The 25,610-nt window shown below is 73.8% G+C and carries 6 protein-coding genes; 1 reads left to right on the top strand and 5 read right to left on the bottom strand.

The window, feature by feature from the left end; translation table 11 throughout:
• Nucleotides 1-28: 28 nt before the first annotated feature.
• Nucleotides 29-16,681, bottom strand: a complete 16,653-nt coding sequence (locus KBX46_RS13465; protein WP_210792754.1) for a type I polyketide synthase — start codon at nucleotides 16,679-16,681, stop codon at nucleotides 29-31.
• Between the two features lie 235 nt (nucleotides 16,682-16,916).
• Between KBX46_RS13465 and KBX46_RS13460 the strand changes: the two genes are divergently transcribed.
• Nucleotides 16,917-18,158, top strand: coding sequence for a cytochrome P450 (locus tag KBX46_RS13460; protein WP_210792753.1), 1,242 nt, complete (start codon nucleotides 16,917-16,919; stop codon nucleotides 18,156-18,158).
• 60 nt (nucleotides 18,159-18,218) lie between these two features.
• Here KBX46_RS13460 and KBX46_RS13455 read toward each other — a convergent pair whose 3' ends face one another.
• From KBX46_RS13455 to KBX46_RS13440, 4 genes are read right to left on the bottom strand one after another with little or no spacing between them, the layout of a single operon-like run.
• Complete coding sequence (locus tag KBX46_RS13455) at nucleotides 18,219-20,168, bottom strand: hypothetical protein (protein WP_210792752.1); 1,950 nt, start codon at nucleotides 20,166-20,168, stop codon at nucleotides 18,219-18,221.
• Nucleotides 20,153-20,923 carry an ABC transporter ATP-binding protein gene (locus KBX46_RS13450; protein WP_210792751.1) on the bottom strand — a complete coding sequence of 257 codons (771 nt, stop codon included), beginning with the start codon at nucleotides 20,921-20,923 and terminating at the stop codon, nucleotides 20,153-20,155. Before KBX46_RS13450 ends, KBX46_RS13455 begins: the two co-directional genes overlap by 16 nt.
• Nucleotides 20,924-20,966: 43 nt before the next feature.
• Nucleotides 20,967-21,725, bottom strand: coding sequence for a thioesterase II family protein (locus KBX46_RS13445; protein WP_274529313.1), 759 nt, complete (start codon nucleotides 21,723-21,725; stop codon nucleotides 20,967-20,969).
• 27 nt (nucleotides 21,726-21,752) lie between these two features.
• On the bottom strand, nucleotides 21,753-25,601 hold the full coding sequence (locus tag KBX46_RS13440; protein ID WP_210792750.1) for a type I polyketide synthase: 3,849 nt from the start codon (nucleotides 25,599-25,601) through the stop codon (nucleotides 21,753-21,755).
• Nucleotides 25,602-25,610: the final 9 nt, after the last annotated feature.

Here is a 25,610-nt window from a genome sequence, read left to right as displayed (position 1 = left end):
GACACGTACCCCGTTCCCGCTGCGCGGATCAAGATCTGCCGAATTCGTTCTGGATGATCTGGAGCAGTTCGTCGGCGGTCGCGTCGCCAATTTCGTCGCCGCCCGCCTCCGCCGGTTCCTCGGCGGTGGCCCAGCGGTGTGCGAGCGCCTGTAGGCGGGCCACCAGGGCCGGCCGGTCGGCGTCGTCGACCGGCGTGGCGGCGAGGGCCGCCTCAAGGTCGTCGAGCCGGCCCACCACTGTCGGCGCGGTCGGACGGTGCTCGCGCATCAGAAGCGTGTCCAGGTGCGCGGCGAGCACCGCCGGGGTCGGGTGGTCGAACACCAGGGTGGCCGGGAGGCTGAGCCCGGTGACAGTGGTGAGCCGGTTGCGCATCTCGACAGCGGTCAGGGAGTCGAAGCCGAGTTCGCGGAAGGCGCGGTTCGCCTCGAAGCCGCCGCCCGGGCCGAGGACCGCGGCCGTCTCGGTCCGGACCAGGTCGAGCAGCAGGTGCCCGCGTTCGGCCTCGGGCAGGTCGGTGAGCCCGTCGATCGGCCCGGCGGCCTGGACCTGCGCGACCGGTTCGGCGACCGCCGCGCGCACCTCCGGGACTCCGTCGAGCAGTGGGCTGGGACGGGCGGCGGTGAAGGCGGGGGCGAAGCGGGCCCAGTCCACGTCGGCGACCGCGACGGTGATGTCGCCGTGGTCGAGGCTGCGGGCGAAGGCGTCGACAGCTGCCGACGGCACCAGCGGGGTGAGCCCGTGGCGCCGCAGGTGCTCCTCGGTGCCGGTGTCGGCGACCATGCCGCCCTCACCCCACGGCCCCCAGGCGATCGCGCTGCCGGCCAGGCCTCTCGCGCGGCGTCGTTCGGCGAACGCGTCGAGGAAGGCGTTGCCCGCGGCGTAGGCGGCCTGCCCGCCACTGCCCCAGACCCCCGAGATGGAGGAGAAGCAGACGAACGCGTCCAGGTCACGGTCACCGAGGAGGTCCTCCAGGTGCCGGGCGCCGCCGATCTTCGCCGCCACGATGCCGGCGAGCAGCTCCGGGGTGGTCTCGGCGAGCGGGGCCGAGTCGCCGATGCCGGCGGTGTGCACCACGGCGCGCAGCGGCAACGCGTCGGCGTCGGCCCGGCGGAGCAGCTCGGCGACGTCGTCGGTGTCGGTCAGGTCGCAGGCCACCACTGTGACCCGGGCGCCGAGCGCAGTCAGCGCTGCGGTCAGGTCGTCCGCGCCGGGGGCGTCGCCACCTCGGCGGCTGGCCAGGACCAGGTGACCGGCGCCGTCCTGGGCGAGCCGGCGGGCCACGTGCCCGGCGAGCGCGCCGGTGCCGCCGGTGATCAGGACGGTGTCGCGCGGTGTCCACGGGTTGGCTGTGGTGGTCGGCAGTGGTGCGCGGACCAGGCGGCGGACGAACGTGCCGGCGTCGCGCAGGGCCACCTGGTCCTCGCCGCCGTCGGCGAGCACCCGGCAGAGCGCGGGGCCGTCGACGCGTTCCGGCAGGTCGATCAGACCACCCCAGCGGGCGGTGTGTTCCAGGGCGGCGACCCGGCCGAGGCCCCAGACGGCGTTCTGCGCGGGGTCGGTGACCTCGGCGGTGGCGGAGACGGCACCCCGGGTGACTGCCCACAGCGGCGCGTCGAGGTGGGCGTCGCCGGCCGCCTGGATCAGGGCCAGGGTCGCGGCCAGCCCGTTGGGCACCCCGGGGTGGCCGGGCAGCTCCCGGTCGTCCAGGGCGAGCAGCGACAGGATGCCGGAGACCTCGTCGGCCGTGGCCAGTTCGGCGACGATCGTCGCGCGGTCGCGGCCGTCCAGCACCATCGGCCGGGTGCGGGCGCCGGCCTCGGTCAGGGCCTCGATGACGGTACGGGCGTATGCGTCGACCGGGCCGGGAAGAGCGACCAGCCAGGTCCCGGTCAGACGGGCGGTCCCGTGCATGGCGACCGGTTCCCACTGGGCCCGGTAGCGCCTGCGGTCGGCGGAGCCACGGGCCAGGCGGCCACGGTGCCAGTCGGCCAGGACCGGCAGCGCCGGTGCCACCTCGCCGACCCGGGCGTCGCCGAGCATCGTGCCCAGCGTCTCCAGGTCGTTGTGCTCCACCGCGGACCAGAACGGGTCGTCCGACGGATCAGCGGCGGTGCCGCCGGCCGGGGCCGGGGCGATCCAGAACCGGCGGCGTTGGAACGGGTAGGTCGGCAGCGGCACGGTCCCGGTGCCGGGCAGCGCTGTCGACCAGTCGATCGGCACGCCGCCGACGTGCAGGCCGGCCACCGCCTCGGCGACGGCGGTGGGTTCACTCCGATCGCCGCGCAGCGCGGCGACCAGGACGGCGTCCACCTGCTTCGCGGCGGGCAGGCAGTCCCGGGCCAGCGCGGTCAGCACCCCACCCGGGCCGACCTCGCAGTACGCGGTGACACCCCGGGCGTCCAGGGCGGTGACTCCGTCGGCGAAGCGCACCGCCTCGCGTACGTGCCGCACCCAGTAGTCGGCGTCCGGCTGGCCGATCGGCTCGCCGGTCAGGTCGGAGATCAGCGGGATGCTCGGCGGCGCGTACGTGAGCCCGGCCGCGATCCGCCCGAACTCGTCGAGCATCGCGTCCATCTGGGCGGAGTGGAATGCGTGGCTGACGGTGAGCCGCTTGGCCCGTCGCCCGTCGGCGCGCCAGCGCTCGGCGATGAGGTCGATGGTGTCCGCGTCGCCGGAGACGACCACCGAGTCGGGTCCGTTGACCGCGGCGATCGACACGTCGCCGGTGAGCAGCGGCCGGATTTCCGCCTCCGTGCCCTGCATGGCCAGCATCGCGCCGCCGGACGGGAGCGCCTGCATCAACCGGCCCCGCGCGGCGACCAGCTGCGCGGCGTCGGGCAGGGACAGCACACCGGCGACGTGGGCGGCGGCGAGCTCACCGATGGAGTGGCCGAGCAGGTAGTCGGGTGTCACTCCGCGTGCTTCGAGGAGGCGGTACAGGGCCACTTCGAGGGCGAAGAGCGCCGGCTGGGTGAACTCGGTCCGGTCCAGCACTGCCGCTTCGGGGGTGCCCGGATCGGCGAACATGACGTCGAGCAGTGGGCGGTCGAGGTACGGGTCGAAGGCGGCCCGGATCTCGTCGAGCGCGACGGCGAAGACCGGCTCGGTGGCGTACAGGTCCCGGCCCACGCCCGCGCGTTGGCTGCCCTGGCCGGTGAAGAGGAAGGCGAGCTTGCCGGTGGCGGTCGCGGCGTCACCGATCACCGACGGGCTGGTTTCGCCGGTCGCGACGGCGTGCAGGCCGTCGCGCAGGGTGGCGGCGTCGGCGGCCAGGACGACCGCCCGGTGGTCGAGGGCGGAGCGGGTGGTGGCCAGGGAACGGGCGAGGGTCACGCCGGCGCCGGCCTCGACGTGCCGGTCCACGCCGGCCGCGAGGAGTCGCTCCGCCTGCTCCCGCAGCGCCCGGTCCGACCGTCCGGACAGGACGTAGGGCAAGTGCTTCGGCGGTGAGACCGCGTCCGGAGCGGTCACCGGCTGCGCGGCGGGTTCCGGGTGTTCGAGGATGACGTGGGCGTTGGTGCCGCTGACCCCGAATGCCGAGACGGCGGCACGACGGGCGCGTCCGGTCTCCGGCCACGGCTGGGCCGAGGTCAGCAGCCGCACCGCCCCGGCCGTCCAGTCCACGTGGGGGGTCGGCTCGTCCACGTGCAGGGTCCGCGGCGCGAGGCCGTACCGCATCGCCTGGATCATCTTGATGATCCCGCCGATGCCGGCGGCCGCCTGGGCGTGCCCGATGTTCGACTTGAGCGAGCCCAGCAGCAGCGGTTGGTCGGCCGCCCGACCCTGCCCGTACGTGGCCAGCAGCGCCTGCGCCTCGATCGGGTCGCCGAGCGTGGTGCCGGTGCCGTGCGCCTCGACCACGTCGACGTCCGCTGTGGACAGACCGGCGTCGGCCAGCGCCTCGGCGATCACCCGCTGCTGCGCGGGACCGTTCGGGGCGGTCAGGCCGTTGGAGGCGCCGTCCTGGTTGACGGCGCTGCCGCGCAGCACCGCGAGTACGTGGTGCCCGTTGGCCAGCGCGTCCGACATCCGCTCCAGGACCACGAAGCCGGCGCCCTCGGCCCAGCCGGTGCCGTCGGCCCCAGCGGCGAACGCCTTGCACCGGCCGTCCGGGGCGAGCCCGCCCTGCCGGCTGAACTCGACGAAGACCGCCGGGCTCGACATGACCGCGACCCCGCCGGCCAGGGCGAGCGTGCACTCCCCCTGCCGCAGCGCGCGGGCCGCCCAGTGCAGGGCGACCAGCGACGACGAGCACGCCGAGTCGATGGTGACGGCCGGTCCCTCGAAGCCGAACGTGTAGGCGACGCGGCCGGACATCACGCTGGTGGCGTTGCCGGTGAGGCGGTAGCCCTCGACTCCGGGTGGTGGTTCCGCGCCCTCCCCGTACCCGAGGTGGGCGCCGCCGACGAAGACGCCGGTCCGGCGTCCACGCTGGCCGCGTGGTGGCAGGCCGGCGTTCTCCAGCGCCTGCCAGGCGGTCTCCAGCAGGAGCCGCTGTTGCGGGTCCATGGCCAGGGCCTCGCGGCCGTTCACCCCGAACAGGTCGGCGTCGAAGTCGGCCGCGTCGTGCAGGAAGCCGCCGGAGCGGGTGTACGCGGTGCCCTGGTGGTCGGGGTCCGGGTGGTAGAGCGCGTCCAGGGCCCAGCCACGGTCGGCGGGGAAGCCGGAGACGACGTCGGCCTCGTCGGCGACCAGTCGCCACAGGTCGTCGGGCCCCTGCACCCCGCCGGGGAACCGGCAGGACATGCCGACCACGACGATCGGGTCGTCGTCGGGTGCCACAGCCAGCGCCGGGACCGGCGCCGGTGCGGCGGCGGGCTGGTCGAGCAGCCGGTCGCGCAGGTAGCGGGCGACCGCGAGCGGGTTGGGGTGGTCGAAGACGAGGGTGGCGGGCGGTGCGAAGCCGACCTCGCGTCGCAGCCGGTCGCGCAGGTCCACGCCGGTGAGCGAGTCGACGCCCATCTCCCGGAACGCCTGTTCGGCGCCGACCGCGTCCGGCCCGTCGTGGCCGAGCACGGCGGCGGTGACAACCCGGACCAGGGTGAGCAGGTGATGTTCCTGTTCGGCCGGCGCCAGCGCGGCCAGCGTGTCGGCCAGCGGCGTGGCGGTGTCCTCCACGGTCTGGGCGGTCAGCGCCCGCACCTGCGGCAGGTCGGCGATCAGCGGCCGGGGCCGGGCGGCGCAGAAGATGGGTGCGAAACGGGACCAGTCGACGTCGGCGACCGCCACGTAGGTCTCGTCAGCGTCCAGTGCCTGCCGCAGCGCGGCGACAGCGGTTTCCGGATCGAGAACCGGCAGGCCACGGCGGAACAGCAGCGTTTCCGTGCCGGCGTCGACCATGCCACCGTCGCCCCACGGACCCCACGCGATCGAGGTGGCGGTCAGACCACGGGACCGCCGGTCGTCGGCGAGGGCGTCCAGGTAGGCGTTGGCGGCGGCGTAGCCGCTCTGCTCGCCGCTGCCCCAGAGCGCGGCGATCGAGCTGAACAGCACGAACGCGTCGAGCGGGGTGTCGCCGAGCAGCCGGTCCAGGTTGGCGGCGCCGGCCACCTTGGCCGCCGCGACCGAGGCGAGCCCGGCCGGGTCGTCGTCGAGCACCCCGGCGAACCGCAGGGCGCCGGCGGTGTGGAAGACGGCGCTCAGGTCCCCGACGGTGGCGAGCAGGTCGGCGAGGGTGTCGGCGTCGGCCACGTCGCAGGCGGCGATGGTGACCCGGGCGCCGAGCGCGGTCAGTTCGGCGTGGAGTCGGTCGGCGCCTGGTGCGTCCGCGCCGGCCCGGCTGGTCAGCACCAGGTGCGGGGCACCGGCGCCGGCGAGCCAGCGGGCCACGTGCGCGCCGAGCGCGCCGGTGCCGCCGGTGATCAGGATGCTGCCGCGCGGTGACCAGGGCCGTGGCGTCGCGGGCGGGGCGGCCGGTACGACGCGGCGGACGTGCACACCGGTGTGCCGGATCGCGACCTGGTCCTCGGTGCCGGTGCCGCGCACGACCGCCCAGAGTTGGGCGAGTGCCTCGGCGCCGGGGTTCTCGGGCAGGTCGGCGAGGCCGGCCCAGGTGCCGGGGAGTTCGAGGGCGGCGACCCGGCCGTACCCCCACACGGTGGCCTGGTGCGGGCTGATCCGAGCTTCGTCGCCGACCCGCACGGCGCCGCTGGTCACGGCCCAGAGCGGCGTGCCCGGCGGGAGGTCGCGGAGCAGCGCCGCCGTGCCGGTCAGCCCTCGGGACAGGTGCGGGTGGTCCGGGTCGGGGCGCTCGTCCAGGGCGAGCAGGGACAGCACCCCGGCGACCTCGTCCGGGTCGATGGCGGGCAGGTCGCCGGCCGGCACCGCGACCACGTCGGGACCGCCCGCAGTCAGGATGTTCGCGGCCACCGGCAGGTCGAGGCTGGGGACGACGACCAGCCAGCGGCCCGGGCGGGCGGCGGTGGCCGGAACGTCGCGGACCGGCCAGTTGAGGCGGTAACGCAGGCCAAGGTCGGTGCCCTGCCGACGCCAGGCGCGCAGCGCGGGCAGGATCTCGTCGAGGGGCCGGTCGGCGGCCACGCCGAGCAGGTCCGCCAGGTCTCCACTGTCGACGGCCCGCCAGAACGGGGTGTCGGGGGTGTCGCCGGCGCTGTCGTCCTCGAACCAGTAGCGCTGCCGCTGGAAGGCGTAGGTGGGCAGGTCGACGACGCGACCACCGGTCAGGCACGGCGTCCAGTCGACGGCGACGCCGCGCACGAACACGCGGGCGAGGGCCGTCTGGAGGGCGGCGGTCTGGTCCCGGTCGGCGCGTTGCACGGGTACGAACACGGCGTCGCTGACGCACTCGGCGCCCATCCCCGAGAGGACCCCGTCCGGGCCGATCTCGACGAACGTGTTGACACCCAGGCCCTCCAGTGTGGAAATGCCGTCGGCGAACCGGACGGCCTCCCGCACGTGCCGCACCCAGTAGCCGGCGTCCTGCGTCTCCGCGACCTGCCCGGTCACGTTCGACACCACCGGGATCCGCGGCGACGAGTAGATCAACGTCTCCGCTACCTGTGCGAACTCGGCCAGCATCGGCTCCATCAGCACCGAGTGGAACGCGTGACTGACCCGCAACCGCTTCGACTTCTCGAACTGGGCGGCGACGGCGGTCACCTCGTCGGCGGCACCGGACAGCACCACCGAACGAGGGCCGTTGATCGCGGCGATGGACACGCCGTCGGTCAGCAGCGGCAGCACGTCGGCCTCGGTGGCGCGAACCGCCACCATGACGCCACCGGCGGGCAGGGCCTGCATCAGGCGGCCTCGGGCCGCGACCAGCTTCGCCGCATCCGACAGGGACAGCACCCCGGCCACATGAGCGGCGGCGATCTCACCGATCGAATGCCCGACCAGGTAGTCCGGCGTCATGCCGAACGACTCGACCAGGCGGAACAACGCCACCTCGACGGCGAACAGGGCGGTCTGCGTGTAGAGCGTCTGGTCCAGGTCGTCGCCCTCGGCGATCACCTCGCGCAACGGGCGGTCCAGGTGCAGGTCCAGCTCCGCGCAGGCCGCGTCGAACGCCTCGGCGAACACCGGGAACGACGCCGCCAACTCCAGGCCCATACCGGGTCGCTGCGATCCCTGGCCGGAGAAGACGAAGGCCAGACCTCCCGCTCGTACGCCATCGGTGTGGATGCTCGTGTGGTCCCGGCCCGCCGCCAGCTCGCGCAGCGCACCCACCGCGTCGCTTTCGCTGGTGAGCAGCACCGCGCGGTGGGCGAACGTGGCCCGGGCGGTGGCCAGGGTCCAGCCGGTGTCGCGAAGCGAGGGCGCGCTCGGCCCGGTCAGCCGGTCCGCGAGGCGGCCAGCCTGCGCGCGCAGCGCCTCGGCGGACTGCCCGCTGAGCACCAGCGGCACCACCCCGCACGGCTCACCGTCGGCGGTCGGAGAGGCGTCGGGTGGCGCTGCGGCTGCGGCCGGCGCCTCCAGGATCACGTGGGCGTTCGTGCCGCTGATGCCGAACGACGACACGGCGGCCCGGCGCGGCAGATCCGCCGGCCACGGTTGGGGCGCATCGAGCAGTCGCAGCGGGCTGTCCGCCCAGTCGACGTGCGGGCTCGGGGTCCCGGCGTGCAGGGTGCGGGGCAGCACCTCGTGCCGCATCGCCTCGACCATCTTGATGATCCCGGCGACACCGGCGGCGGCCTGGGTGTGCCCCAGGTTCGACTTGACCGAGCCGAGCCACAACGGCCGCTGCGACGGGCGGTCCGGGCCGTAGGTCGCCCCCAACGCCTGCGCCTCGATCGGGTCGCCCAGCGGGGTGCCGGTGCCGTGCGCCTCCACCACGTCGATGTCGGCGGGCGCCAGGGCCGCGTCGGCGAGCGCGGCCCGGATCACCCGCTGCTGGGCGGGGCCGTTCGGGGCGGTGAGACCGTTCGACGCGCCGTCGGAGTTGACCGCGGTGCCACGGACCACGGCGAGGACCGGGTGGCCGTGCCGTTGCGCGTCGGAGAGACGTTCGACCAGCAGCATGCCGACGCCCTCGGCGGAGCCGAAGCCGTCGGCGTCGGCGGAGAAGGGCTTGCAGCGGCCGTCCGGGGCGAGACCACGCTGGCGGCTGAACTCCACGAACATGTGCGGGGTGGACATGATGGCGACGCCACCGGCCAGGGCCAGGTCGCACTCGCCGGCCCGCAGGGCCCGCACGGCCAGGTGCAGCGCGACCAGCGACGACGAGCAGGCGGTGTCCACGGTGACGGCCGGTCCGTCGAGGCCGAAGGCGTACGCGATCCGGCCGGAGGCGACGCTCGCGGTGCTGCCGGTGAGCAGGTAGCCCTCCAGGTCGGCGGGCGCCTGCCGGACCCGCGACGCGTAGTCCTGGTAGGTGAGGCCGACGTAGACCCCGGCGTGCCGGCCGCGCAGCGTCGCGGGGTCGATGCCGGCCCGTTCGAACGCCTCCCACGAGGTCTCCAGCAGGAGCCGCTGCTGCGGGTCCATAGCCAGTGCCTCCCGTGGCGAGATGCCGAACGGGGTCGGGTCGAAGTCGGCGACGTCGTAGAGGAACCCGCCGTGCCGGGTGGTCGAGGTGCCCGGGTGGTCCGGGTCCGGGTGGTAGAGGTGGGTCAGGTCCCACCCACGGTCCACGGGGAAGCCGCCGATCGCGTCACCGCCGTCGTCCAGCAGTCGCCACAGGTCGGCGGGCGAGGTGACGTTCCCGGGGTAGCGGCACGCCATCGCCACGATCGCAATGGGCTCGTCGGGTCCTCGTACGGTGGCGGGGTCGTCGGTGGGCCGGGCCGGCAGCGTGCCGGTCAGCTCGTCGTGCAGGTGCGCTGCGAGCACGGCCGGGGTGGGGTGGTCGAAGACCAGGGTGGTCGACAGGCGCAGGCCCGTGACGGTGCGAAGCCGGTTGCGCAGCTCGACACCGGCGAGCGAGTCGAACCCCAGCTCGCGGAACGGGCGGTTCGGGTCGACCGCGTCCGGGCCGGCGTGGCCGAGCACGAGCGCCGCCTGCTCGCGCACCAGGCCGATCAGGGCCCGCTCGCGGGCCGCCTCGGGCAGCGCGGCGAGCGCGGTGGCCAGGCTCTCGGCGGGACCGCCGGCGGCGAGGGGGCCGGATGCGGCGACCGCGCCGGCACCGATGGCGCGCTGCACCTCCGGCAGGTCCTCGATCAGCGGGCGGCGACGCCCGGCGGTGAGCGCGAGGGCGAGCCGGTCCCAGTCGAGGTCGGCGACGGTGAGGGTGGTGGCGTCGTCGTCCAGGGCCTGTTGCAGGGCGGCGAGCGCGATCTGCGGGTCCATCGGGGTGATGCCGTGGCGCTGCATGAGGTCGCCGACCGCGGCGTCGGCGGCCATGCCGCCGCCGGCCCACGGGCCCCAGGCGATCGAGGTGGCGGCCAGGCCGTCGGCGCGGCGCTGCTCCGCCAGGGCGTCGAGGTACGCGTTGCCCGGCGCGTAGTTGCCCTGCCCCGGGATGCCGATGCTCGCCGCGATCGACGAGAACAGGACGAACGCGCTGAGGTCCCGGTCCCGGGTGAGCTCGTCGAGGTGACGGGCGGCGGCGACCTTCGCGGCCAGCACCCGGTCGACCTGGTCGGTGGTGAGGGTGTCGACGGTGCCGTCGTCGAGCAGCCCGGCGGCGTGTACGACAGCGCGCACCGGGTGCTCGGCGAGCACTGCCGCGAGGGCGTCGCGGTCGCCGGCGTCGCAGGCCACCACCGAGGCGGTGGCGCCGAGTTCGGCCAGTTCGGTGACCAGGTCGGCGGCGCCGGGCGCGTCCGGGCCGCGGCGGCTGAGCAGGATCAGGTGCGGCGCGCCGCGTTCGGCGAGCCAGCGGGCGACAGTGGCGCCGAGGGCACCCGTGCCGCCGGTGATGAGCACCGGCCCGTCCGGGCGCAGGCCGCCGGCCACCCGGGTCGGGCGGGGGGCGTGGCCGAGCCGGCGCAGGTAGCGGCCGTCGACCCGGATGGCCACCTGGTCCTCGTCGTCCTCGCCGGTGACCGCGGCGAGCAACCGCTCGGCGGCCCGCTCGTCGACATCGGTGGGCAGGTCGACCAGGCCGCCCCAGCGGTCGGCGTGTTCCAGGGCGACGATCCGGCCGAGGCCCCAGATCAGGGCCTGCTCGGGGTCGTCGACCCGGTCCGCGGGCCCGGTGTCGACCCCACCTCGGGTGACCAGCCAGAGCGGGGCGTCGGCGCCGGCGTCACCGAGCGCCTGGGTGAGGGTCAGCGTGCGGCGAAGGCCCTCGCCGAGGGGTCCTTCCGCGAAGGCGAGCAGGGAGAGGACACCGTCGGCACGCGCCGCGAGCCGCTCGGCGAGGGTGGCCCGGTCGGCGTCGGCCGCCACGACGACCACGTCGAGGGTGAGCCCGGCGTCGCCGAGGGCGTGCAGGACGGCCGTGGTGGTGGGGTCGTAGCCGGCGACGGCGACGATCCAGTGCCCGTCGGCGGCGACGGTGGAGTCCGGCTGCGGCTTCCACTCGACGACGTAGCGCCAACCGGCGGCACCGGCACGGATTCGCTGCTCGCGACGCCAGGCGGCCAGCACCGGCACGATCTCGTCCAGGGTGCCCGGCGCCAGGGCCAGGTCGGCGGCGAGCGCGGCGGCGTCCCCGCGCTCCACAGTCGCCCAGAAGGGGTCGTTGGCCGGGTCGTCGGCGCTGCCCGGCACGGCCGGGTGATGCCAGAAGTGCTCCCGCTCGAAGGAGTAGGTGGGCAGGGCCACCAGCGAACCGTCCGGGGTCAGGTCCGTCCAGTCGACAGCGAGCCCTCGCGCGTACGCCTCGGCCAGCGCGACCCGGAAGCGGGCCGGACCGCCGTCGTGGCGTCGCAACGTCCGCAGCACTGCGGCGTCCACTCCGGCCTGCTCGGCCGAGTCCTGCACGGCGGCGACGAGCACCGGGTGCGGGCTGGCCTCGACGAAGGCCCGGTACCCGTCGGACAGCAGCACGTCGACCGTCTCGGCGAAGCGGACGGGGCGGCGCAGGTTGGTGTACCAGTAGTCGGCGCCCAGCTCGGTGGTGTCCACCCGGGAGCCGTAGACAGTGGAGTAGAACGGGATCTCGGCGACGCGCGGTTCGACCCCGGCGAGCGCGTCGAGCAGGTCCTCGCGGATCACCTCGACGTGGGCGGAGTGCGAGGCGTAGTCGACCTTGATGCGCTTCGCCTCGATGCCGGCGGCGGCCAGCGCCGGTTCGAGGTCGTCCAGGTCGGCGGGCTCCCCGGCGACCACCACGGCGGTCGGTCCGTTGACGGCGGCCATGCTGATCCGGCCACCCCAGCGGGCCAGGATCGGCTCCACTGTGGCGGCGGACGCCTGCACCGCGACCATTCCGCCCCGCCCGGCCAGCGCGACGATGGCCTGGCTGCGGCGGGCCGTGATCCGGGCGGCGTCGTCCAGGGTGAGGGCGCCGGCGATGTGCGCGGCCGCGACCTCGCCCTGGCTGTGCCCGATCACCGCGGCCGGTCGGACGCCCGCGGCCTGCCAGAGCCGGGCCAGGGAGACCATCACCGCCCACAGCGCGGGCTGGACCACGTCGACCCGGTCCAGCGACGGCGCGTCGTCGTCGCGCAGCGCGGCGAGCAGATCCCAACCGGTGTACGGGAGCAGCGCCTCCCCGCAGGCCGTCAGGTGGTCATGGAACACCGGCTCGGCCTCGGCCAGTTCGACCGCCATGCCCAGCCACTGGGAGCCCTGTCCCGGAAACACGAACGCGATCCGGCCCGGCTCGGCCGGGTGTGCGGTGACGACGTTCCCCGCCGACCGGTCGTCGGCCAGGGCGGCCAGACCGTCGCGCAGGTCGTCCAGGCCCTCGGCGAGGACGACCGCGCGGTGCGCGAACCGGGTCCGGGTGACGTTCAGGGTGTACGCGATGTCGGCGAGGTGGGTGTCGTTCTCCCCGATCCGGTCGCGCAGCCGGGCGGCCTGCCGTCGCAGGGCCTGCGGGGTACGCGCGGACATCAGCACCGGCACGGTTCGCCGCACGTCGGGGCGGGCCGGGGCGTCGGCTTGGGGTGCCTCTTCGAGCACCAGGGTGGCGACCGGTGCCTCTTCGAGCACCAGGTGGGCATTCGTGCCGCTGATGCCGAAGGAGGAGACGCCGGCCCGGCGGGGCTGCTCGGAGGGCCGCCAGTCCTGGGGCTCGGTGAGCAGTTGGACGGTGCCGGCGGACCAGTCGACGTGCGGTGACGGCTCGTCGGCGTGCAGGGTGCGGGGCAGCACCTCGGCCCGCAGCGCGAGGATCATCTTGATCACGCCACCGACACCGGCGGCTGCCTGGGTGTGGCCGATGTTGGACTTGAGCGAGCCCAGCCACAGCGGGGCGTCCCCGTGCCGGTCGGCGCCGTAGGTCGCGATGAGCGCCTGCGCCTCGATCGGGTCGCCCAGGGTGGTGCCGGTGCCGTGGGCCTCGACCACGTCGACGTCGGCGGCGGTGAGCCCGGCGTCGGCGAGGGCGGCCCGGATGACCCGCTGCTGGGCGGGGCCGCTCGGGGCGGAGAGGCCGTTGGACGCGCCATCCTGGTTGATCGCGCTGCCGCGGATCACGGCGAGGACCTGGTGGCCGTTCGCCTGCGCGTCGCTGAGCCGTTCCAGGACCAGCACCCCGACGCCCTCGCCCCAGCCGGTGCCGTCGGCGCCCGCGCCGAAGGCTTTGCACCGGCCGTCGCCGGCGAGACCCCGCTGGCGGCTGAACTCGACGAACATACCGGGGCCCGCCATCACCGTGGCACCGCCGGCCAGGGCCAGTTCGCACTCACCCCGGCGCAGCGACTGGGCGGCCAGGTGCAGGGCGACCAGCGACGACGAGCAGGCGGTGTCGACGGTCAGCGCCGGCCCTTCGAGGCCGAGCACGTACGAGATGCGGCCGGAGGCGACACTCATCGTGCTGCCGGTCAGCACGTAGCCGTCGAGACCGTCGGCGGGTTCGGCGAGGCGTGCCCCGTACTCGTGGGAGGTGGCGCCCACGAAGACGCCGGTGCGGCTGCCGCGCAGCGCGCCCGGCACGATGCCGGCCCGCTCCACCGCCTCCCAGGAGGCCTGCAACAGCAGTCGCTGCTGCGGGTCCATGGCCAGCGCCTCGCGCGGCGAGATGCCGAAGAAGCCCGGGTCGAACTCGGCGGCGTCGTGCAGGAATCCGCCGGAGCGGGTGTAGCTGGTGCCCGGGTGGCCGGGGTTCGGGTGGTAGAGGGCGGTCAGGTCCCAGCCCCGGTCGGTGGGGAAGCCGGTGATGGCGTCACCGCCGCCGGACACCAGGTGCCAGAGCTCGTCCGGTTCGGTGATGCCACCGGGGTAACGGCAGGCCATGGCGACGACCGCGATCGGCTCGTCGGCGCCGGCCCGCACCGGCTGCCCGGGCTGCTCGACGACCGAGGGTCGGAGACCTTCCGACGCGGTGTGCAGCCACCGGGCGAGCGCCACCGGGTCGGGGCTGTCGTAGAGCAGCGTGGCCGGCAGCGCCAGGTCGAGGGCGGCGCCGAGCCGGTCGCGCAGTTCGACGGCGGTCAGCGAGTCGAACCCGAGTTGCTTGAAGGAGTGGGTGGGGTCGAGGGTGAACGGGTCCGGGTGGCCGAGGACGGCGGCGGCGTGCGTCCGTACCAGATCGAGGAGCTCGTCCTCGGAGCGCGCAGCGCTGGGCGCGGCCGGTGCCACGGCGGCGTCGGCGGACAGCCAGTAGGACTCCCGCTGGAAGGCGTACGTGGGCAGCGGGACGCGGATCCCGCCGGTCAGCGACGGCGTCCAGTCGACGGGGACGCCGCGGCCGTGCAACTGGGCCAGGGCGGCGACGAAGGTCTCCGCCTGCGGGCGGTCCGGGCGCTGGGCCGGGACGAACGCACCGGCCGGAACGCAGTGGGCGCCCATCGCGCTGAGCACACCGTCCGGGCCGATCTCGACGAACGTGTTGACGCCTTCGCTCTCCAGGGTCGCGAGGCCGTCGGCGAACCGGACCGCCTCCCGGACGTGCCGCACCCAGTAGGCCGCGTCCTGCGTCTCGGCGATCCGCCCCGTCACGTTGGAGATGACGGGAATGATCGGTGACGAATAGGTCAGCGTCTCCGCAACCGCGGCGAATTCCGCCAGCATCGGCTCCATCAGGGCCGAATGGAACGCGTGACTGACCCGCAACTGCTTGGTCTTCTCGAACTCTGACGCGACCGCCGCGACCGGGTCCGCGGCACCGGACAGCACGACGGACCGGGGGCCGTTGACCGCCGCGATGTCGACGCCCTCGGTGAGGTGTGGCACCACGTCGGCCTCGGACGCCTGCACCGCGACCATCACGCCGCCGGCCGGCAGCTCCTGCATCAGCCGGCCGCGGGCGGTGACCAGCTTCGCCGCGTCGGGCAGGGACAGCACCCCGGCGACATGCGCGGCGGCGATCTCCCCGATCGAGTGCCCGACCAGGTAGTTCGGGGTGACCCCGAACGACTCGACCAGCCGGAACAACGCCACCTCGAAGGCGAACAGGGCGGCCTGGGTGTAGACGGTCCGATCCAGCTCCGTCCCCTCCGCGATGATCTCGCGCAGCGGGCGGTCCAGGTGCACGTCGAGTGCGGCGCAGGTGTGGTCGAGGGCGTCTGCGAACACCGGGTAGGTGTCCGCGAGATCGAGGCCCATCCCGGCCCGCTGTGAGCCCTGACCGGCGAACAGGAACGCCACCGGGCCATCGCCGACCCGCTGCACCGGCGACTCACCGTCGGCCAGTGCGGTCAGTCGCTCCTTCAGGGTGGCCAGGTCCGCGCCGACCACGGCCGCCCGGTGGTCGAAGTCGCTCCGGTGCCGGGCCAGCGAGTACGCCACGTCCACCGGCCGCGCGTCCTGCGCGAGCGTGTCACGCAACTGAGCGGCCTGCGCCCGCACGGCGGCCGGGGTACGCCCCGACAGCAGCCACGCCACCGGCCCACCGGACGCGGGGCCGGCCACCGGTCCGGCCACGGACGGCCAGGCCGGCGCCGAGGACAGCACGACATGACAGTTCGTGCCGCCCATGCCGAACGAACTCACCCCGGCGACCAGGGGACGGTCCGTCTCCGGCCACGCCCCGTGGGTCGTACGCACCCGCAGCCGCAGCTCGTCGAACGGGATCTGCGGGTTTGGCGTGGCGAAGTTCAGGCTCGGTGGCAGCTCCCGGTGATGCAGCGCCAGGACGGTCTTGAGCAGCCCGACCACACCCGCCGCACCCTCCAGGTGCCCGACGTTGGTCTTCGCCGAGCCGACCAGCAACGGCTGCCGCCGGCCGGACGCCACCCCGAGGACCGCACCGAGCGCGTCGGCCTCCACCGGGTCACCGACCCGGGTGCCGGTGCCGTGCAGCTCCACGTACTGGACCACGGACGGGTCCACCCCGGCCTGCCGGTACGCCTCGCGCAGCACGTCGGTCTGGCCGTCGCTGGTGGGCGTGGTGAGGCTGTCGCCGCCACCGTCGTTGTTGACCGCGCTGCCGCGTACCACGCCATAGATCTGGTCGCCGTCGGTGAGCGCGTCGGTGAGCAGCTTGAGGGTGAGCACCACACCGCCCTCGCCGCGGACGTAACCGTTGGCCCGGGCGTCGAAGGTGTAGCAGCGCCCGTCGGGCGACAGGCCACCGAACGCGGCGGCGGTGAGGGTGCTCTCCGGGACCAGGTTGAGGCTGACGCCGCCGGCCAGGGCGACCTTGCAACGGCCGTCGCGCAGGCTCTCCGCAGCCAGGTGGACGGCGACCAGCGAGGAGGCCTGGGCCGCGTCCACGGTGAGGCTGGGGCCGCGCAGCCCGAGCACGTAGGACAGTCGGTTGGCGATGATGCCCCGGTTGGTGCCGGTCAGGGTCCACGGGGTGATGCCGTCGGTGCCGAGGCCGCGCAACAGGGTGGCGTAGTCGTCCCCGATCGCGCCGACGAAGACGCCGGCCCGCGTGCCGGCGAGGGCGTTCGGGACGATGCCCGCGTCCTCCAGGGCCTCCCAGCCGAGCTCCAGCATGAGGCGTTGCTGGGGGTCCATGGTGGCTGCCTCGCGCGGGGCGATTCCGAAGAAGCCCGGGTCGAAGCCGTCGACGCGGTCCAGGAAGCCGCCGCGTGGGCGATCTCCCGCGCTCCCCCAGCGGTGCGCCGGTGCTTCGGTGACCGCGTCGCGGCCGTCCGCCAGCAGGCGCCAGAAAGCGCCAGGATCGTCTGCGCCGGGCAGTCGGCACGCGATACCCACAATGGCGACGCCGTCAAATTCCGCATTTCCATCGGTGAATGCTGATTCGCTCTTCATGACGATCCGCGGCCCCCACTCGTCCACACGACCCGATGGCGCGTTCGGTTCGGACGGTAATGAGCGTCAGAGGAGGCCGGACACCCCTAAGCGATCGAGTGCACCCCGGGGGAAGGCCATTCGGGCGGGACCCCTACTCCCCTGGATCGACCCCCGATCCGGATCGGGGCGCATTTCCTGACGGCACGTTCCACCTAACGTGGAGACAATGTCCATGCGGAAATGAGTGGTGACGATGACCAGTGCGACGCAACATCCCGCCCCGGCCGGATCGGGCACCGGGGAGCCAGCTCCGCTGCCCCGACAGCGCGGCAAGTGTCCGTTCTCCCCACCCGACGAACTCCTCCAGCGCGCCGAGGAGCACCCGGTCAGTCCGCTGATCATGGCCGACGGTTCGGTCGGCTGGCTGGTCACCCGGGCCGAGGACGTCCGCGCGGTGCTCGCCGACAACCGGTTCAGCGCGGACATCCTCAAGGCGTCCAACCCGATCCAGGTGATACCGGAGGAGGCCAAGCAGCTTCCGCCGGACCCGGCGTTCTTCATCCACGTCGACCCGCCGCACCACACGCGCTACCGCAAGATGCTGATGGGCCAGTTCACGATGCGCCGGGTCCGCGCCCTGGAGCCGCGGATCGCGGAGATCGTGACCGAGCGCCTCGACGCGATCGAGGCCGCCGGCGCGCCTGCCGACCTGGTCCGGGACTTCGCCCTGCCGATCCCCTCGCTGGTCATCTGCGAGCTGCTCGGCGTCCCCTACGCCGAGCGCGCCCAGTTCCAGACGCTGACCGCGGCGATGCTGCGCACCGACGCCACCCCGATGGAGATCGGGATGTCCGCCTGGAACCTGCGCCAGTATCTGGCCGCCCTGGTCGCCACCAAACACGACGAGCCGGACGGCGCCCTGATCTCCGGCCTGATCCACGACTCGGACGACGACCCGCTCACCGACGAGGAGCTGACCAGCATCGCCATGCTGCTGCTCGTCGGCGGCCACGAGACCACCGCCAACCAGCTCAGCCTCGGCGTGTTCGCGCTGCTCAGCAACCCCGAGCAGCTGGCCGTCCTGCGCGCCGACCTGGACCGGGTCCCGGACGCCGTCGAGGAGCTGCTCCGCTATCTGCCGACCTTCCAGTTCGGCGTGACCCGCCTCGCCACCGAGGACGTGCCGGTGGGCGGGCAGCTCATCCGCGCCGGCGAGAGCGTCAGCCTCTCGCTGTCCGCCGCCAACCGCGACCCGTCCCGCTATGCCGATCCCGGCGTCCTCGACGTGACCCGGACCGGCAACCAGCACCTCGCCTTCGGCCACGGCGTGCACCTCTGCATCGGCCAGCAGCTCGCCCGCGCGGAACTCAGGATCGCTCTGCGGGCCCTGTTCACCCGCTTTCCCGGCCTGCGCCTGCACGGGTCGATCGAGGACGTTCCGCTGCGCTCCGAGTCCCTGATCTACGGTGTCCGCGAGCTGCCCATCACCTGGTGACGCTCCAGGCACGCGAATGGGGCTCGGCCACCACGGTGGCCGAGCCCCATTTCCGTCCGGTCAGTGGTTCAGCTCGTCCACCTTCTCGGGTTGGCGGGTCACCACCGGAGCGTGGCCGGCCCGGTCCACAGTGGCCTGGCGGCTCTCCGCACGGGCCACCCGCAGCTGGTGGAAGCCGACGGCGATGAGACCCAGGCCGAGCACGACCATGACGCTGACGACCGGCCAGTGCAGCGCCTCGGGGACGAGGCGGGCCACGAACCAGGAGTCGCGGTCGGGGTCGCTGTATTTCAGGAAGGCCGGAACGACGCCCTGTGCGACCAGCGGGACCCAGCAGACGGTGAAGCACACGTAGATGACGGCGCGGCGGGCCGGTGACGCCTTGTCGATGCCGAGGCGGCTCTCACCGAGATCCACCCCGCCGAGGGAGGCGGTGATCTGGTCCCAGTCGACGTCGCCGCTGAGGTTGCTCTTGCGGGAAGTGGAGGCCCGCATGGTGGCGAGCAGGTCGGGGCCGGTCGCTTCCAGGTGCTTGGCGGCCAGATCGCCGAGCAGCCAGGCCAGCAGGATGCCGGTGACCAGGCCGACACCGGCGCCCGCCCAATCGGGTCCGTAGCGGACGGTGAGATAGGCGGGGGCCGCGGTGGCGGCGACCAGCACCAGCATGAGCAGCACCTGGGTGAAGTCGGTGCCGTTCTCCAGGAGGTTGCCGCTGCGCTTGTGCGGGTCGGTCATCGGCACCGGGCGCAGCACCGAGATCAGCACGATGACGCCGGCGCCGCCGCCGATGAGGGCCGGCACCAGGGCGGCCAGCCACGGCCAGGCCCACGTCTGCCCACTGAGCACTGTCGGCACGACGCTGAGGACCACGACCGCGGGGGCGGTCAGCAGCAACCAGGCGAGCTGACGACCGCGGACGTCCTTGCGGGCGGCCCCGGGGGTGAGCACTGTCTGCCAGATCACCGTGCCGTCCTCGCCGTACAGGTTGGCGGAGATGGCCGCGGCCCAGATGCCGAACGCGACACCGATGAACGGCACGAAGATCGGCAGGTCGACCAGGAGCGGCAGCAGGCAGAACGCCAGCGCGTAGACCAGGGAGAAGACCAGGTAGTGAAAGCGCATCAGGTCCCGGGACGCGGTGCGCAGCTCACGACCGACGACGGCTCGCACGCCGCCACCGCGGATCTGCTGCGCGGCGGTGCGGCCACGGGCCGGGCGGCCGCTTGCGCCCCGGTGGCTGAGCCGGCGGACCAGCAGCGCGGACCAACCGAGCATGGCCAGCACGCTGAGTACGGCGAGACCGGCCGGCGCGGCGAGGGCGAGCAGCCAGTCACCCCGGCCGGCGGCCTCCACCGCGACGATGCCCCAGCCGGACGGCAGGCGGCGCACCCAGTCCGCCAGGTTCTCCGGGAAACCGGCGGTGAGGGCGTACTGGATGGTGGGTTTGAGCACCCAACCGGTGTGCGTGAGCGCCAGGATGCCGCCGCTGATCACGGCGGCCAGGACCGCACCGATCTTGGCGCGCATCAGCGTGCTGAGCGCGGCGGTGACGAACCGGGAGGCGAGCACCACGAACAGCAGCTGGAGGAAGACCACCGGCACCGCGATCAGGGCGGCGGCACCGCCGACCGGGAGAGCGACGACGATCAGCGCGGTGAAGGCCACCAGGCTGACCACCGGGGCGACGCCGACGAACGCGACGGCGAGCAGACCGGTGGCGAGCCGGCGCGGCGGGATCGGCAGCAGGGCCAGGTGCTCCGGGCGCAGCGTCTCGTCGCCCCCACCGAACAGAACCGGGCCGAACAGCCAGCCGATCATCCAGATGGCGAACGCCGCGCCGACCAGGTCCAGCGGCAGGCCGTCGACCGGCCAGTCGTGCAGGGCCAGCCAGATCGTGCCGCCGGCGAGGACCAGGCCCAGCACGCCGCCACCGATCATGTCGGCGGCACGCTGCCCGGTCATCGAGTGCCGTAGAACGGCCAGCTTCATCCGGATCAGGATGCCAACCATGACAGCTCCCCCGCGCTCACCGGCTGGCCGCCGACCAGGTCGACGAACCGGCTCTCCAGGGAGCTGCCGCCGCGGACCTCGTCGAGCGGGCCGGAGGCGACCACCCGGCCGTCGGTGACGACCGCGACGTGGTCGCAGAGCTGCTCGACGACCGGCATGACGTGACTGGAGAAGACCACCGAGCCGCCGGCGGCGACGAAGCGCTGGAGGATCACCTTGATCGTCGCCGCCGAGACGGGGTCGACGGCCTCCAGAGGCTCGTCGAGCACCAGCAGCTTCGGTGCGTGCAGCAGGGCCGTGGCCAGGCCGATCTTCTTGCGCATGCCGGTCGAGTATTCGAGGACCAGGGTGCTGTCGGCCCGGTCGAGTTCGAGGACCTCCAGCAGCTCCTGGCTGCGCTTGGCGACCGCCTCGGGCTCCATGCCCCGCAGCAGACCCAGGTAGCTGAGCACCTCCCGGCCGGTGAGCCGCTCGGGCATGCCGAGGCCGTCGGGCAGGACGCCGATCAGTTCCTTGGCTCGGACCGGGTCGGCCCAGACGTCCACGCCGAAGATCTCGGCGCGACCGCTGTCGGGGCGCAGCAGCCCGACCGCCATGGACAGCGATGTGGTCTTGCCGGCCCCGTTGGGACCGACCAGCCCGAAGAACGAGCCGCCCGGAACCTCCAGATCGACGTGATCGACGGCACGCTTGTCACCGAATGCCTTGGACAGCCCGATGAGCCGCAGAGCCGGCGTGGGTGTCGGGGTTGTCACTGGTACCTCCGGAAGTCTCGGACTGGTCGGGCCGCCGTTGCCGTCAGCCTGCCGTCAGGCGATCCACAATGGTCTCCAGTATGTCCGTCTGGTGGTTGTTCAGGTAGAAGTGACCACCCCTATAAACTTTCATGGCGTAGGGGCCCGTCGTGTGCGTCCGCCAGGAGTCGGCCTCGTCCACGGTGACCTTCGGGTCCGAATCGCCGGTCATCACCGTGATCGGGCAGGACAGCGGCGGGCCGGGTCGGTACACATAGGTCTCCGCGGCCTTGTAGTCGTTGCGGATCGCCCCGATGATCATGCGGATCAGCTCGTCGTCGTCGAGCAGCTTGCCCTCGGTGCCGTTGAGCCGGCGCATCTCCGCGATCAGGCCGTTGTCACCCAGCTGGTGGATGTGCTCGTCGCGGTGCCGCGAGGGCGCACGCCGCCCGGAGGCGAACAGGTGCTTCAGGACGATGCCGTCCTCCTCGAGGAGCCGGGCCACCTCGAAGGCGACCGAGGCGCCCATGCTGTGGCCGAACAGGGCGATCGGGCGGTCGGCGAGCGTGGCGACCTGCTCGGCGACCCTGGCGGCCAGGCCGTGGACGGTGTCGATGCAGGGCTCGGCGCGACGGTCCTGCCGGCCGGGGTACTGCACCGCGAACACCTCGACGCCGGTCAGGGCGCGCGAGACCGGGTGATAGTAACTGGCCGAGCCGCCGGCGTGCGGTAGGCAGACCAGACGCACCGGCGCGTCCGGCGCCGGGTGGAACCGGCGCAGCCACAGGCTGGTGTCGACAGTGCTGGTCGTCGTGATGGTCATGTCGGGTCTCCGTTCACGAAAGTCAGGTCAGAGGGTCGCGGTCAGCCAGTCGTGCACTGTCTGCGCGGTGCGGTCGACCTGGTCGCCGACCATGGTGAAGTGGTTGCCGGTGGCGTCGGCCACCGTGTGCGGGTGCTGCCAGGACGGCCGCCAGTCGCGGTCGTCCGGCACCGTGCCGAGGGGCTCACCGGCGCGGACCAGCAGGGTCGGTGCGCTGGTGGGCAGCGGCTCGAAGTCACCGTAGTGACGCACGTAGGACGCCCAGGCGAGATACCGCTGATCGGCCACGCCGGCGTCGTCCAGGTCCAGGCCGTCGAGCAGTTCGGGTATCCACCGGCCGAGCACCGCGTCGGCCGGCGGGTAGGAGTCGAGCAGCACCACGGCGGCCGGACCGACGCCCTCGGCCTCCAGCTCGGCGGCGAGGGCGTTGGCGACCAGGCCGCCGGCCGAGTGTCCGAGCAGGATGAACGGCTCGACGCCGACGTCCGCGCGGATCGCCCGGACCTGGAGGCGCAGTGCGGCGGCCAGGTCGGCGGGGGCCGGCTCATCCTCCTGGTAACCCGGGTTGACCAGGGCGGAGATCTGGTACCGGCCGCGCAGGGCGCCGGCCAGCCGGGCGTACTCCTGCGGCCCGGCCATCAGCGAGGTGGTGCAGCAGGCGATGATCCGTGGGCCGCCGCCGTCCTCGGCCAGGCGCGCCAGAGCGGGTACGGCCACCCGCCCCTCGTCCACGTCGGCCGCGGTGAAGCTCGGCCGGTACCCGGCCAGACGCATCAGCAGTGTCGTGAACTCGTGCAGGTCGTCGCGGTGCCGCGCCTGCCGGAACATCACGTCCAGCGTGGGGGCCGGCGAGGCCGCCGTCGTCCCGGCCATCTCCGCCATCAGGTGCCGGGCCAGCCGGTCCGGGTCCTGGTGGGCGAAGAGCAGACCGGGGGCCAGGGTGAGACCGGTGGCGGCGCTGAGACGGTGGCGGATCTCCTGCGCGATCACCGAGTCGACACCGAGTTCGAGGAAGTCTCGCCCGGGCCGGATGGACTCGATGCCGGAGTAGCCGAGCATCTCGGCGGTCTCCTGCCGGATGAGGTCGCGGACCTCCTCGAACGCGGAGTCCCGCGACAGGACCGGCGCCGACGAGACGGCCGGTGGCAGCTCGGCGGGTGCTGCGGCGGTCGGCATGGCGACGGGCTCCAGCGCCGGCCAGTAGTGCTGCCGCTGGAACGGGTAGGTGGGCAGGTCGACCCGCGTGGTCCCGGGCAGCAGCGCCGCCCAGTCCAGTCGTACGCCCCGGCAGTGCAGTCGGGCGAGCGCGGTGACCAGGGCCTCGACCCCGTCGCGTGACTGGGCGGCGACGAACAGCGGGGCGTTGTCCCGGTCGGCGCCCTCGACGCAGTCGGCGCCCAGTGGGGTGAGCACCGCGTCCGGGCCGATCTCCAGGTAGGCGCTGACGCCCCGCTCGTGCAGAGCCCGGATGCCGTCCGCGAAGCGCACGGTGGCGCGGATCTGGTCCACCCAGTAGTCGGTGCCGAACTCGGCGACGTCGCCGGTGACCGTGGAGATGACCGGGATGCGGGCGGGCGCGTGGGTCAGCCCGCCGATGGCCTGGGCGAAGTCCGCGGTCATCGGCGCCATCAGCGGCGAGTGCAGGGCGTGACCCACGTCCAGCGTCCGGGTCTTGCCGAACCGGGCGACGACCTGCTCGACCGCCTCCGCCGCGCCGGCAACCACCACCGACTTCGGCCCGTTCACCGCGGCGACGGACACCACCGCCTCGTGGCCGGCGAGCGCCTCGCGGACCTCCGCCTCAGTCGCCCGGACCGCGACCATCACGCCACCGGTCGGGAGTGCCTGGATGAGCCGCCCCCGTGCCGCGACGAGCGCCGCCGCGTCGGGCAGCGACAGCACCCCGGCCACGTGCGCCGCCGCGATCTCCCCGGTGGAGTGGCCGATGAGCTGATCCGGGACCACTCCGAACGACGTGACCAGGCGGTACAGCGCGACCTCGACGGCGAACAGCGCCGCCTGGGCGTACCCGGTCCGCTCCAGCGCCGCCTCGTCGTCGAGGATCACCTCCCGGATCGGCCGGTCCAGGTGGACGTCGAGTTCGGCGCACACCGCGTCGAACGCCTCGGCGTACACCGGGAAGGTGCCGTACAGGTCCCGGCCCGTACCGGCCCGCTGGGCGCCCTGGCCGGAGAAGACGAAGGCCACCTGCGGCCGGGCGGTAGCGAGGTCGCCCGGGTCGGTCCCGTCGGCGATCCGGGTCAGCGCCGCGGTCAGGCTGTCCGTTTCGGTGCCGAGCGCCACCGCCCGGTACTCGAAGTGCGACCGGGTGACAGCGAGCGAGCCGGCCACGTCGGCCGGGTCCAGGCCGGGGTGCTCCCGCAGGTGGTCGAGCAGTTGTGCCGCCTGGGCCCGGAGCCCGGCGGGCTCGCGGGCCGATACCGGCCAGGCCAGGACGTCGTGCGTCGCACGGGTCCCCGGGGTGGCGAGCCGGTCCTCTTCCTCCGCGGGCTGTTCGAGGATCACGTGGGCATTGGTGCCGCTGACCCCGAACGAGGAGACGGCGGCGCGACGCGGCCGACCCGTGGTGGGCCACGGGCGCGCCGAGGTGAGCAGTTCGACGGCTCCGGCGGACCAGTCCACCTGCGGGGTGGGCCGATCGACGTGCAGGGTGGCCGGCAGCACGCCGTGCCGCATCGCCTGGACCATCTTGATGATGCCGGTGACCCCGGCGGCGGCCTGGGTGTGGCCGATGTTGGACTTGATCGAGCCGAGCCACACCGGCTGGTCGGCCGGCCGGTCCTGGCCGTACGTGGCGAGCAGCGCCTGCGCCTCGATCGGGTCACCGAGCCGGGTGCCGGTGCCGTGCGCCTCCACCACGTCGACGTCGGCCGCGGTGAGCCGGGCGTTCGCCAGCGCGGTCCGGATCACCCGCTGCTGGGCAGGGCCGTTCGGGGCGGTCAGGCCACTGGACGCGCCATCCTGGTTGACAGCGCTGCCGCGCAGCACGGCGAGCACCGGATGGCCGTTGCGGCGGGCGTCGGACAACCGTTCCAGCAGCACCATCGCGGCGCCCTCGCCCCAACCGGTGCCGTCGGCGGCGGCGGCGAACGACTTGCAGCGGCCGTTGGTGGCGAGCCCACCCTGCCGGGAGAACTCGACGAAGACCGACGGGGTGGCCATCACCGCGACGCCGCCGGCCAGCGCCAGACTGCACTCGCCGTCGCGCAGGGACTGGGCGGCGAGATGCACCGCGACCAGTGACGACGAGCAGGCGGTGTCCACTGTGAGCGCTGGCCCCTCCAGGCCGAACGTGTACGAGATCCGCCCGGAGACCACGCTCGCCGAGTTGCCGGTGCCGAGGTGCCCGTCGAAACCCTGCGCCAGGGCGGCGACCAGCACGCCGGTGTAGTCCTGGTTGTTGGTGCCGGCGAAGACGCCGGTGCGGCTGCCCCGGGCGGTGGCCCGGTCGATCCCGGCCCGCTCGAAGGTCTCCCACGCGGTCTCCAGGAGCAGCCGCTGCTGCGGGTCCATGGCGATCGCCTCGCGCGGCGAGATACCGAAGAAGCCGGGATCGAAGTCACCCGCCTCGTAGAGGAACGCGCCGGCGCCGGCGGTGCTGAGCTCGGACAGGGCACCCAGGTCCCAGCCCCGGTCGGGCGGGAACTCGCCGATCGCGTCCCGCCCGTCGGTCACCAGGTCCCAGAGTTGCTCGGGGCCGCGGATCCCGCCGGGCAGCCGGCAGCCCATCGAGACGATCGCGATCGGCTCGGGCGCGGGCGGGGCCGCCGGGACGGCGTTGCGCTGCTTCAGCCGCTTGTTGTCGGCGAGCGCCGCACGCAGCGCCGCCACCACCTCGTCGTAACTCGTGGCCATCGTTTACTC

The organism is Micromonospora sp. C81, assembly GCF_018070425.1.
Classification (GTDB): Bacteria; Actinomycetota; Actinomycetes; order Mycobacteriales; family Micromonosporaceae; genus Micromonospora; species Micromonospora zamorensis.
The sequence above is the reverse complement of the archived record's forward strand: the minus strand, read 5'-3'. Positions and strand labels throughout refer to the sequence as shown.